This window comes from Halobacillus karajensis (assembly GCF_900108515.1).
Classification (GTDB): Bacteria; Bacillota; Bacilli; order Bacillales; family Halobacillaceae; genus Halobacillus; species Halobacillus karajensis.
In genome coordinates, this window is sequence record NZ_FNWW01000005.1 from 104,353 (window position 1) to 116,896 (window position 12,544).

The following is a 12,544-nucleotide window of genomic DNA, read 5'->3' on the forward strand; positions in this document are numbered from 1 at the left end:
GCCTCCAAAATTTGTCATGGTTTGCGTTAAAAACTTATTGTGTACGTCTCTTCCCATGGTTTATAGTGTATGCAAAGAACATCGTCTAGGTGAATGTCCCGGTTTGTGGAAACCTTGGCGTAGGAGGCTGCATCTATGTTTGATAATCCATTGATGATTATAGGGATCATCTTAGCTGTCAACGTTGTCTATGTTTCGTTTTTTACCCTCCGTATGATTTTCACACTGAAGGGACAACGCTACTTTGCTGCGTTCATCAGTATGTTTGAAATCGTCGTGTACATCTATGGGCTTGGCCTTGTGCTTGATCGGTTGGATCAGATTGAGAACGTCATTGCTTATGCGGTGGGGTACGGGTTGGGCGTCATCGTCGGGATGAAGATTGAAGAGAAGCTCGCTCTCGGGTATATTACAGTTAATGTGATATCTTCAGACCCAGACATCGATTTTACCCGCCAGCTCCGCGATAAAGGCTATGGTGTTACAAGCTGGTATGCGTATGGCATGGAGGGTGACCGCCTTGCGATGCAGATTCTGACACCAAGGAAGTATGAGATCGCCCTTTACGAAACGATCCGCTATATTGATCCGAAAGCATTTATCGTGGCCTATGAGCCGAAACAGATTCATGGTGGATTCTGGGTGAAATCTGTGAAGAGAGGAAAGATTCGTGATGCCCAAAAAGAACAACAAGAAGAAGCGCTTTGAAGTCGGTGAAAAGGAAACGATCGGCCAGTGTCTTGATCGCATGAAAAAAGAAGGGTACACACCGGTCCGGCGTGTTGAAGAGCCGATTTTCCGTGAAGAATCCCGAAATGGGGAAAAAGTGATGGAACCTATTGGAAAAACCATCATATTTCATGCGGTTAAGCAATAAAACCGAACGATGTAATATATTATTTTTATAATGTTCGACATTAGCGTTGACATTTGCAAACAGTACTTGATATGATGAAAACAGAATTGCATAGACGACCTCATATATGACGGGGATAAGGCCCGTACGTCTCTACCTGGGAACCGTAAATTTCCGGACTATGAGGGGAGTTTAAGCGTGCTTAGCTTTTTCAGACCGGACATACGTGTGCCTGTTTGACTCCTCTCATTAATGAGGGGGCGTCGAACAGGCTTTTTTTATGATATATGAACTCACTTTTTAAATAGGAAAGAGGGATTCGATGGCAAGTGTTGGAGTAATCATGGGAAGTATTTCAGATTGGGAAACCATGAAAGAAGCATGTGCCGTACTTGATGAACTGTCAATCAAATACGAAAAAGAAATTATTTCGGCCCACCGGACGCCGGAAGAGATGTTCACCTATGCTGAGTCTGCCCGCGATAAAGGGCTGAAGGTCATTATCGCAGGAGCGGGAGGGGCGGCACACCTTCCAGGAATGGTTGCTGCTAAAACCACATTGCCGGTTATTGGAGTCCCGGTGGAATCGAAAGCTTTGCAAGGCTTAGACTCACTTCTATCAATTGTACAAATGCCCCGGGGTGTTCCTGTTGCCACGGTCGCGATAGGAAAAGCTGGAGCTGGGAATGCCGGGGTTCTGGCAGCAGAAATGATTGGCGCCTTCGATCAGGAAGTCGCTTCTAAACTATTGGACTACCGCCGGCAGATGGTGGAGAAAGTCGATGGGATGAGGAGGGATCTGCTTGAAACCTAACGTCATTCGACCAGGAAGTACGATCGGAATTTTAGGAGGAGGTCAGCTAGGGCGTATGATGGCGGTTGCTGCCCGGCATATGGGATACAGAATTGCTGTTCTGGATCCGGCAGAGCATTGTCCGTGTGCACCGGTTGCTGATGAACACATTGTCGCGGCCTATGACGACATGGAAGCAGCTGAGAAGCTAAGCGATATCAGCGATGTCATTACTTACGAATTTGAGAACGTGGATCTTGAAGTGGCCCGTCTTTTTGAAGAAAAAGGGAAACTTCCGCAAGGTTCTTTCGCCCTTGAAGTGACCCAGAACAGGGCAAAGGAAAAGGAAGTGGCGGTTGAATCAGGTCTTCCGGTACCTCCTTACCGTCTTGTATCCTCATGGGAACAGTTCATGGAGGCATTGGAAACCATTGGCTATCCAGCGGTTATTAAAACTGTAAGTGGTGGTTATGACGGAAAAGGTCAGGTGAAAATCGAACAAGAGGGCGACTTGGAAGAGGTCCGTTCGTTTATCAAAGAAGATGATATTTATATTGTGGAACAGTGGTTGACTTTCGATCTGGAAATCTCCCAAGTCTTTACAAGGGGACAGGAAGGACGAATCGTTCCCTTCCCTATTGCGGAAAATATTCATAAGAACCATATTCTTCATGAATCTCGCGTTCCTGCGAACATTCCGAAACGAATGGCAGATAAGACGCTCGAAGCCGTTGAGTTATTAGCTGAACGGGTAGGAGTGGTTGGTACTTTTGCCGTAGAAATGTTTGTGAAAGACAAGAAGATCTTTATCAATGAAATGGCTCCGAGACCACACAATTCCGGACATTATACGATCGAAGCGTGCAATGTATCTCAATTCGAACAGCACGTCCGTGCGATTTGCGGCTTACCATTACTCCCGGTTCATTCCTTCGGTGCTGCGGTCATGGTGAACATGCTGGGAAAACACCGAAGTATTTTGCAGGAACGCCTGGAAGAATACCAAGGTTTTCATTTTCACGATTACGGAAAAGAAGCAGTCCGGCAAAATCGCAAAATGGGGCACCTTACATTTATCGGGAACGACCTAGAAGAAATCGACAAAATCATTCAACAAAATCACATTCATTTATGGTAGGAGGAAGACAATGATTGAACGTTATACGCGCCCTGAGATGGGGGCCATTTGGACAGAAGAAAACCGCTATCAGGCATGGCTTGAGGTAGAACTTCTAGCCTGTGAAGCCTGGAGTGAGCTCGGCGTCATCCCAAAAGACGATGTAGACAAATTACGAGAACGTGCCTCTTTCTCGATCGATCGTATCCATGAGATTGAAGCGGAGACAAGGCATGATGTAGTAGCCTTTACACGTGCCGTTTCGGAAACGGTTGGAGAAGAACGGAAATGGGTCCATTACGGCCTTACTTCGACGGACGTTGTAGATACGGCGCTTTCATATCAATTGAAGCAAGCCAACGATATCATCCGCAAAGACCTGGTGAATTTCATCAGCATTCTTGGGGAAAAAGCGAAGGAACATAAGCATACGGTCATGATGGGACGTACACACGGTGTCCATGCCGAACCAACGACATTTGGTTTGAAACTCGCTTTGTATTACGAAGAAATGAAGCGTAACTTGGAGCGTCTGGACTTGGCGATTGAACAGATCCATGTCGGAAAGCTTTCTGGAGCTGTAGGAACTTATGCGAACATCGACCCTTACGTAGAAGAGTATGTATGTGAAAAGCTTGGTTTAACCCCGGCACCTGTTTCTACACAAACTCTTCAACGTGACCGTCATGCTCACTATATTTCTACGTTAGCTTTAATCGCTACATCCATTGAAAAAGTGGCTGTGGAAGTTCGCGGCCTTCAAAAAACGGAAACGCGGGAAGTGGAAGAGTTCTTTGCCAAAGGTCAGAAAGGATCGTCCGCGATGCCGCATAAACGCAACCCGATCGGATCTGAAAATATGACAGGAATGGCCAGAGTATTGCGTGGAAATATGCTGACGGCCTTTGAAAATGTTCCTTTATGGCATGAACGGGATATCTCCCACTCTTCTGCAGAGCGCATTATTCTGCCTGATGCCACGATTGCTTTAAATTACATGCTGAATCGTTTCGGGAATATCATCAAGAATTTGACAGTCTTTCCTGAACGTATGCAGGAAAATATGGAAAAAACGTATGGCCTTATTTTCTCTCAGCGTGTCTTACTGACATTAATTGATGAAGGGATGGTACGCGAAGAAGCGTATGATCTTGTTCAGCCAAAGGCCATGGAGGCCTGGGAGCGCGGTGTACCGTTTCGTGATTTGATTGAAGCAGATGATAAAATTACATCCACTTTGTCACAAGATCAACTGGATGCCTGCTTTGATTACAAGCATCACTTGAAACAAGTCGACCGCATCTTCGACCGCATCGGACTTTAATGGTAAAAACTGTATGGCCTGGTACACCAGTTTCTGGTGTACCAGGCCATACAAAAAATCCCAATTCCTTAGCGAGGTGTTTCTTCATGAAGGGTTCACTGTTATATGAAGGGAAAGCGAAACGTGTTTATTATACAACGGGCGATTCAGATCAGCTCGTTCTATCCTATAAAGATGACGCTACAGCATTTAATGGAAAGAAAAAAGACGAGTTTGCAGGCAAAGGGCGCCTCAACAACTTGATCACCTCTAAAGTATTCCAATACTTACACCAGCAGAACATCCAAACACACTTCATTGAAGCTTTGAACGATACAGAACAGTTAGTTCATCAGACGACCATCATTCCTCTTGAAGTCGTTGTCCGTAACCAGGCCGCTGGCAGTATTACACGCCGGCTTGGCATTCAGGAAAAAAACAGCTTCATTCCGCCAATTATAGAATTATTTTATAAAAAAGATGAATTGAATGACCCACTCATCAATGATGTGCACGCCTATCATCTTACAGACATCACAGAACAAGAACTCACATTCATCAAACAACAAGCATTAGAAATCAATAGTCAACTGCAGGAACTTTTCCACTCAGCAGGACTGATTCTAGTCGATTTTAAGCTCGAATTCGGGCGCCTTAACGACGGTGCAATCGTCCTTTCTGATGAAATATCTCCGGATACATGCAGACTTTGGGATACCCATACAGGTGAAAAGATGGACAAGGACGTTTTTCGCGAAGGCCTTGGTTCTTTAATAGATACCTATGAAAAAATTCTAAATCGACTGGAGGAGAACGTATGCACAAAGTAAAGATCCACATTACATTGAAAGAAGGAGTCCTTGATCCGCAGGGAAAGGCGGTTCAGAACTCTTTGCAATCCCTTGAATATAGCAATGTCCAGGATGTACGAGTCGGAAAGTACATGGAAGTATACCTGGAAGAAAGCGAAAATCTTGAATCTCAAATCGATCGAATGTGTGATCAGCTTCTTGCCAACCCCGTCATTGAAAATTACACCTATACGATCGAGGAGGCAGGTTAACGTGAAATTCGCTGTTATTGTTTTTCCAGGATCCAATTGTGACCGGGACATGTACCATGCTGTCAAAGATCAACTCGGGGAAGAAGCAGATCTTGTCTGGTATAAGGAGGCCAATCTAGCAGACTATGACGCTATTCTTTTACCTGGAGGCTTTTCCTACGGGGATTATCTGCGTTCAGGAGCGATTGCAGCCACCTCTGATATCATTGCGCAAATCAGTAAGGCAGCCAAAGCAGGCAAACCTGTCCTTGGTGTTTGCAATGGGTTTCAAATCCTTCTTGAAATGGGGCTGCTCCCAGGAGCGATGCTACCTAATGAAAAGTTGAAATTCATGTGCCATTACGAGACTCTCATCGTCGAGAACAGTGACACGATGTTTACGCGTTCTTATGACCATCAGGAAAAAATTGAAATTCCAATCGCACATGGAGACGGGAATTATTTTTGTGATGAACAAACGCTTAGGGAGCTTCGTGATAATAATCAGATTGTCTTCACTTATGATCAAAACCCGAATGGATCTGTCGGTAATATTGCAGGAATTATGAATGAAAAAGGCAATGTACTCGGTATGATGCCACACCCGGAAAGGGCTGTAGAGGCTTTACTCGGACATGATGACGGACGCCGTCTATTTGAATCGATTTTGACACACTGGAGGGAACAACATGCCATCAATGCTTGAGATTAACCCGGAAAAAATTGAAGACCAGCGTCTTTATGCAGAGATGGGGCTGAAGGATGAGGAGTATCGTTCCATCTGCTCAATACTTGGGCGTCGTCCTAATTATACAGAGGTCGGTTTGTTCTCTGTCATGTGGTCGGAACATTGCAGTTATAAAAATTCTAAACCGTTGTTAAAGAAGTTCCCCACCGAGGGGGCACATGTACTCCAAGGTCCAGGTGAAGGAGCTGGGATTATTGATATTGGCGATAATCAGGCGGTGGTTTTCAAAATCGAAAGTCATAATCACCCCTCTGCCGTTGAGCCCTATCAAGGTGCGGCGACTGGGGTAGGTGGAATCCTGCGTGATGTTTTTTCTATGGGTGCCCGCCCGATTGCTCTCCTGAATTCGCTCAGATTCGGATCTTTAAGTCAGCCACGGGTAAAGTACTTATTTGAAGAAGTCGTCCGCGGCATCGCCGGATACGGCAACTGTGTCGGGGTTCCGACGGTTGGTGGCGAAGTGCAGTTCGATGATGCCTATAATGGGAATCCACTTGTGAATGCCATGTGTGTCGGCTTGATCGACCATAAAGATATTCAAAAAGGAATCGCGGCTGGGATTGGAAACACGGTCATGTATGTGGGAGCGAAAACGGGGCGCGACGGGATCCATGGAGCGACTTTCGCATCGGAGGAATTGTCGGAAGAGTCCGAAGAAAAGCGCCCTTCTGTTCAGGTTGGCGATCCGTTCATGGAAAAATTGCTTATAGAAGCTTGTCTGGATGTTATCCATCATGAAGCCCTTGTTGGGATTCAGGACATGGGAGCTGCCGGACTCACTTCATCGGCCAGTGAAATGGCGAGTAAAGCAGGAACTGGGATGACGATGAACCTTGATCTCATTCCGCAGCGTGAACAAGACATGACAGCCTATGAAATGATGCTTTCCGAGTCTCAGGAACGCATGCTTCTCGTTGTAGAGAAAGGTCGTAAAGAGGAGATTGCGAACGTCTTCCGTAAATATAACCTAGAAGCTGTAGCGGTCGGGGAAGTGACAGACACCAAGCGTTTCCGTCTCGTCCATCACGACGAAGTTGTTGCCGATGTACCTGTCGATTCGCTTGCAGAAGACGCACCGGTTTATCATCAACCGTCCCGTATCCCTGAATATTATGAAGAGTTTCAAAGAATGGAACCTTATGTCCCGAAACCATTAGACTATCTGAGCACCTTATTGAATCTATTAAAACAGCCGACCATCGCTAGTAAGGAGTGGGTGTACGATCAATATGATTCCATGGTGCAGACGAATACGGTGGTTACACCGGGATCGGATGCAGCTGTTCTTCGGGTGCGGGGTACGGAAAAAGCCCTTGCCATGACAACGGACTGTAACTCCCGCTACCTTTATGTCGACCCAGAGGCCGGTGGAAAAATTGCGGTCGCTGAAGCTGCTCGCAACATTGTCTGTTCCGGGGGACGTCCGCTTGGCATTACAGACGGGCTTAACTTCGGTTCTCCAGAAAATCCGGAAATTTTCTGGCAGATGGAGAAAAGTGTCGAGGGCATGAGTGAGGCTTGCCGGGAATTAGAAACTCCGGTCATCGGTGGAAATGTTAGTTTGTACAATGAATCATTTGGCGGACAGGCCATTTATCCAACTCCAATCGTTGGAATGGTTGGCTTAATTGATGATGTGGCTCATATTACTCGTTCCCATGCGAAGAAATCGGGAGACCTCGTTTACCTTATCGGTGATACCTATGCAGAATTTGGGGGCAGTGAATTGCAGGGATTGTTAGAAGGCAGACACTTTGGAAAAGCTCCATCCCTTGATTTGCAAACCGAAGTGAATCGTCAAAAACAACTACTGACAGCTATTCGATCAGGCCTTGTCGCGTCTGCTCATGATGTAGCGGAAGGCGGACTTGCTGTGGCTCTAGCTGAGAAATTGTTCGAAAATGAGCTTGGTTGTGAAGTGATATTGGAAGGCGACCTTACTTCAGAGCTATTCTCTGAAACACAATCCCGCTTCCTCGTTACTGTTTCGAAGGAGAATAAGCAATCTTTCGAACATATTATCACAGATGCTCACCAAATCGGGACCATTACAGAAGATGGGGTATACCGGGTTAAGCAAGACACTGTTGTCGTTCTTGAAGAACAAACATCAACGCTTAAGGAAGCATGGAAAGGAGCGATCGGATGCTTGGTGAAATCAAAGGGCTGAATGAAGAATGCGGCATCTTCGGCGTCTGGGGACATCCGGAATCTGCCCAGCTGACGTATTACGGCTTACATGCCCTCCAACACCGGGGCCAGGAAGGTGCAGGAATCGTCACAACTGATGGCGAGCAGCTCAAGCTTGCCAAAGGTCACGGCTTGATACAGGAGGTTTTCTCTGAAAATCGACTAGAAGATTTAAACGGCCATGCTTCCATCGGCCACGTTCGCTATGCAACGGCAGGAGACGGGGGTTATGAAAATATTCAGCCGCTTCTTTTTCGCTCTCAGACAGGCGGACTTACGCTTGCTCACAACGGAAACCTTGTTAATGCGCAAGCTTTGAAAAACCAGCTTGAGGCACAAGGGAGCATTTTACAAACAACTTCTGACACAGAAGTTGTGGCTCACTTAATTAAACGAGCCCGCCATTTACCGCTCGATCAGGCCATTATGGAAGCCTTGTCCATGATTAAGGGGGCCTATGCCTTTTTAGTCATGACTGAAGACCGAATGTTTGTAGCCAATGACCCGAGGGGATTGCGTCCACTGAGTCTCGGACATCTCGGGGACTCTTGGGTTGTCTCCTCGGAAACGTGCGCCTTTGATGTAGTTGGGGCGGAATATGATCGGGAAATTATGCCTGGTGAATTGCTAATTATCTCTAGTGAAGGTGTTGAATCCAAGCGTTTTTCAGCTCCCATTCAACGCACACTTTGTTCAATGGAATATGTCTATTTCTCAAGGCCTGATAGCAATATCGATGGCAAGAATGTGCACGCGTCTCGTAAGCGGATGGGAAAAACGCTTGCTGAAGAAGCTCCGATTGAGGCGGATGTTGTGACAGGCGTACCAGATTCAAGCATTTCCGCGGCTATTGGTTATGCTGAATCGTCCGGGATTCCTTATGAACTCGGGTTGATAAAAAACCGGTATGTCGGACGTACCTTTATCCAGCCATCACAGGAACTTCGTGAACAAGGAGTGAAGATGAAACTGTCCGCCGTCCGGGGGATCGTTGAAGGGAAGAAGGTCGTCATGGTTGATGATTCGATTGTACGCGGGACGACAAGCCGGAGGATCGTAAAAATGTTGAAGGAAGCGGGAGCGAAAGAAGTCCATGTCCGTATTGCCTCTCCTCCGATTCAGAATCCTTGCTATTACGGGATTGATACATCCAACAGTGGTGAACTCATAGCAGCCAACCATTCGGTGGATGGAATAGAAGCGCAGATTGGCGCGGACAGCCTAGCATTTTTATCCGTGAAGGGACTAAATGACAGCATTTATCAAGGTGAAGAATCACTCGAGCACGGCGGCTGTATGGCCTGTTTCACCGGTAATTACCCGACGGAAATCTATCCGAACACAATGCACCCATATGAAAAAGCGTAGGAGGGAAGAAGAATGAGCCACTCATATAAACAAGCAGGCGTCGATGTCGAGGCTGGCTATGAAGCTGTTGAACGGATGAAAAAACACGTTTCTCGCACGATGCGGACAGAAGTATTGGGGGGGCTCGGTTCTTTTGGGGGTTTGTTTGACATCAGTGGAATGACCTATGAAGAACCTGTCCTTGTTACTGGGACGGATGGGGTCGGAACGAAGCTCAAACTCGCCTTTGAAATGGATCGCCACGATACGATAGGGGTGGATGTTGTTGCTATGTGTGTCAACGATATCGTCGCTCAAGGAGCCGATCCCCTTCTCTTTTTAGATTATATTGCCTGTGGAAAAAATGACCCAGACCGAATTGAACAGATCGTCAAAGGAATCGCTGATGGTTGTGAACAATCTGGTTCCGCGCTGATCGGGGGAGAAACAGCGGAAATGCCTGGGATGTATGAAGTGGACGAATACGACCTGGCCGGATTCGTTGTCGGTATGGCAGATAAACAAAAGCTTATTACAGGGGAAGACATCCAAGCAGGGGACATTATAATCGGACTTCCATCTTCGGGGGTTCATTCAAATGGGTTTTCGCTGGTTCGTTCCCTAGTGGCTGACCTTGATTTAGAGAGGGTATACCATCCTCTAGACAGCCCGCTTGGTGACGAATTACTTACCCCGACAACCATTTACGTTGAAGCGGTACAAAAGCTGAAAAAAGCCGTCCATATTAAAGGGATCGCTCATATTACAGGGGGCGGATTCTATGAAAATATCCCAAGGGCACTCCCTGATGGTCTTGGTTGTGAGCTTGACCGGACGAGTTGGGAAACACCTGTAATTTTCCAATTCTTACAGGAGAAAGGAACGATCAGTGAGGAAGAAATGTATGGGGTCTTTAATATGGGTGTCGGGATGGTCGTCATTGTCGATCCATCAGATGTTGATTCAGCCGTTGCCTCTTGTGAAGGTTCCTTTGTGATGGGGAAAGTGACAGAGACAGCGGGGGTGCAGTGGTCATGAACAACATTGCCATCTTCGCCTCAGGATCTGGATCGAATTTTGATGCCATCGTCCAAAAGGTAGAAAAAGGGGAACTGGATGTGAATATTGCATTGCTTGTCTGTGATCGCATCGGGGCCCCAGTAATTGAAAAGGCCCAGAAGTATGAAATCGATACCGTTGTGTACCGTCCAAAAAGTTTTTCGGATAAATCGGAGTATGAGAGGGCCGTGCTGGATGACTGCCGGAAGCGTGATGTGGAATTCATTGTGCTTGCAGGGTATATGCGCCTGATTGGTCCAACCTTGCTGCAACCATTTGAACAGAGAATTATTAACATTCACCCTTCACTGCTTCCTGCTTTTCCAGGAAAGGACGCCATTGGCCAGGCCCTTGAGAAAAGAGTAAAAGTGACCGGTGTAACCATCCATTTCGTTGATGGCGGGATGGATACAGGGCCGATCATTGCACAAGAAGCCATTGAAGTCTCAGATGCAGATACAGCCATAGATATTAAACGTAAAATACAGGCGGTTGAGCACCGTCTCTATCCAAAAGTGATCCAATCATTATTCATCAAGGAGGAATCTCAATGAAGAAACGTGCCCTACTTAGCGTATCTAACAAACAAGGTCTCACCGAATTTGCCCAGAAGCTCCACGAACTTGATTATGAACTCGTTTCTACTGGGGGAACGAAACGTACGATTGAAGAGGCAGGCATCCCTGTTTTATCCATTTCCGAAGTGACTGAATTTCCGGAAATCATGGACGGACGTGTGAAAACTCTTCACCCTTCGGTCCATGGTGGACTACTCGCCAAACGTTCGAATGAGGAACATGTTAAGCAATTGGAAGAACTTGATATTAAGACCATTGATCTTGTTGCGGTTAACTTGTACCCCTTCAAAGAAACCGTTGCTAAAAAAGGGGTGAGTGAAGCAGAGATTATCGAGAACATTGATATCGGAGGTCCGACCATGCTGCGGGCGGCTGCGAAAAGTTTTGAAGATGTAGCAGTTGTAGTGGATCCCACCGATTATGAGGCAGTGGTTTCAGGTCTCCAAAGTGATGAACTCTCTTTTGATATACGCCGCAGACTAGCGGCTAAAGTGTTTCGTCACACCGCCAATTATGATGCAATGATTGCCGAGTACTTTTCCGGATTGACGGACGAACCATTTCCTGAAGCATATTCTGTCACTTATGAAAAAGTCCAGTCCCTTCGCTATGGAGAGAACCCGCATCAGAAGGCTGCTTTTTACAAGAAGGCGAACTTTGATGGCACCTCTCTAGCTGAGGCAGAGCAGCTAAACGGAAAGGAGCTGTCTTACAATAATATTCAAGACGCTAACGCAGCGCTTGAAGTCGTCCTTGAATTTGATCAGCCGGCAGCGGTTGCTGTCAAACATATGAATCCGTGCGGCGTCGGTGTTGGGGAGCAGCTGCATGAAGCTTATACCAAAGCTTACGAAGGGGACCCTGTATCGATATTCGGAGGTATTGTAGCCCTTAATCGTGAAGTGGATGAAAAAACAGCTGCTCAACTGAAAGAGATTTTTCTTGAAATTATCTTGGCACCGTCTTTTAGTCAGGAAGCGCTGGATCTATTGACAACTAAGAAGAATTTACGCCTGCTCAAAGTGGATATGAAGAAGTCTGACAGTCCAGCCCACAAATTGACGACCGTAAATGGCGGCCTGCTGGTGCAGGATGCGGATGAAGGATCGCTTGAGAATGTAGAACTGGAGATCGCAACAGACCGGAAACCGACAGAACAGGAGCTAGAAGATTTGAAGCTTGGTTGGAAAGTCGTAAAACATGTGAAATCAAACGCGATTATTGTAGCTAAAGGGGACAGGACCCTTGGTGTAGGTGCTGGTCAGATGAATCGTGTAGGTGCCGCGAAGATTGCTTTTGGACAAGCAGGAGAAAAAGCGGAAGGCAGTATTATGGCTTCTGACGCGTTTTTCCCCATGCCGGATACCGTGGAGGCTGCGGCTGAAGCCGGGGTAACAGCGATTATCCAGCCTGGCGGATCGAAGCGTGATCAAGATTCTATTGATGCGTGTAATAAACACGGAATCTCTATGGTCTTTACGAAAATGCGTCACTTCAAACATTAAGCGAAA

The 12,544-nt window shown here is 46.6% G+C and carries 13 protein-coding genes and 1 riboswitch; all 13 genes read left to right on the forward strand.

The features are described from left to right. The first annotated feature begins 135 nt into the window (after window positions 1-135). The 13 genes from BLW54_RS11615 (at window position 136) to purH (ending at window position 12,538) form a co-directional block, all read left to right on the forward strand. Complete coding sequence (locus BLW54_RS11615; protein ID WP_035508319.1) at window positions 136-708, forward strand: DUF2179 domain-containing protein; 573 nt, start codon at window positions 136-138, stop codon at window positions 706-708. Then, window positions 674-877, forward strand: a complete 204-nt coding sequence (locus BLW54_RS11620) for an NETI motif-containing protein (RefSeq protein ID WP_035508321.1) — start codon at window positions 674-676, stop codon at window positions 875-877. Before BLW54_RS11615 ends, BLW54_RS11620 begins: the two co-directional genes overlap by 35 nt. An 80-nt stretch (window positions 878-957) precedes the next feature. Next, window positions 958-1,058: riboswitch (purine riboswitch) on the forward strand. Between the two features lie 120 nt (window positions 1,059-1,178). After that, on the forward strand, window positions 1,179-1,670 hold the full coding sequence (gene purE, locus BLW54_RS11625) for a 5-(carboxyamino)imidazole ribonucleotide mutase (RefSeq protein ID WP_035508322.1): 492 nt from the start codon (window positions 1,179-1,181) through the stop codon (window positions 1,668-1,670). Then, window positions 1,660-2,787, forward strand: a complete 1,128-nt coding sequence (purK, locus tag BLW54_RS11630; protein ID WP_074734810.1) for a 5-(carboxyamino)imidazole ribonucleotide synthase — start codon at window positions 1,660-1,662, stop codon at window positions 2,785-2,787. Before purE ends, purK begins: the two co-directional genes overlap by 11 nt. A 10-nt stretch (window positions 2,788-2,797) precedes the next feature. Beyond that, window positions 2,798-4,090, forward strand: coding sequence for an adenylosuccinate lyase (gene purB / locus BLW54_RS11635; RefSeq protein ID WP_074734812.1), 1,293 nt, complete (start codon window positions 2,798-2,800; stop codon window positions 4,088-4,090). Between the two features lie 86 nt (window positions 4,091-4,176). Beyond that, window positions 4,177-4,899 (forward strand): phosphoribosylaminoimidazolesuccinocarboxamide synthase, encoded by a 723-nt coding sequence (gene purC / locus BLW54_RS11640; protein WP_074734814.1) that lies wholly within the window; start codon window positions 4,177-4,179, stop codon window positions 4,897-4,899. Continuing rightward, the gene (gene purS / locus BLW54_RS11645; RefSeq protein WP_074734816.1) at window positions 4,887-5,132 is read left to right on the forward strand and encodes a phosphoribosylformylglycinamidine synthase subunit PurS; all 246 of its coding nucleotides are present in this window, start codon (window positions 4,887-4,889) and stop codon (window positions 5,130-5,132) included. Before purC ends, purS begins: the two co-directional genes overlap by 13 nt. 1 nt (window position 5,133) lies before the next feature. Next, window positions 5,134-5,817, forward strand: a complete 684-nt coding sequence (purQ, locus tag BLW54_RS11650; protein ID WP_074734818.1) for a phosphoribosylformylglycinamidine synthase subunit PurQ — start codon at window positions 5,134-5,136, stop codon at window positions 5,815-5,817. Beyond that, window positions 5,801-8,029, forward strand: a complete 2,229-nt coding sequence (gene purL / locus BLW54_RS11655; RefSeq protein WP_074734820.1) for a phosphoribosylformylglycinamidine synthase subunit PurL — start codon at window positions 5,801-5,803, stop codon at window positions 8,027-8,029. The genes purQ and purL overlap by 17 nt, the downstream gene beginning before the upstream one ends. Then, on the forward strand, window positions 8,005-9,417 hold the full coding sequence (purF, locus tag BLW54_RS11660) for an amidophosphoribosyltransferase (RefSeq protein WP_074735066.1): 1,413 nt from the start codon (window positions 8,005-8,007) through the stop codon (window positions 9,415-9,417). Before purL ends, purF begins: the two co-directional genes overlap by 25 nt. Before the next feature lie 12 nt (window positions 9,418-9,429). Beyond that, entirely contained in the window at window positions 9,430-10,434 is a 1,005-nt protein-coding gene (gene purM / locus BLW54_RS11665; protein ID WP_074734823.1) for a phosphoribosylformylglycinamidine cyclo-ligase, read from the forward strand. Next, entirely contained in the window at window positions 10,431-11,009 is a 579-nt protein-coding gene (purN, locus tag BLW54_RS11670) for a phosphoribosylglycinamide formyltransferase (RefSeq protein WP_035508337.1), read from the forward strand. Before purM ends, purN begins: the two co-directional genes overlap by 4 nt. After that, on the forward strand, window positions 11,006-12,538 hold the full coding sequence (purH, locus tag BLW54_RS11675) for a bifunctional phosphoribosylaminoimidazolecarboxamide formyltransferase/IMP cyclohydrolase (protein ID WP_074734826.1): 1,533 nt from the start codon (window positions 11,006-11,008) through the stop codon (window positions 12,536-12,538). Before purN ends, purH begins: the two co-directional genes overlap by 4 nt. Window positions 12,539-12,544: the final 6 nt, after the last annotated feature.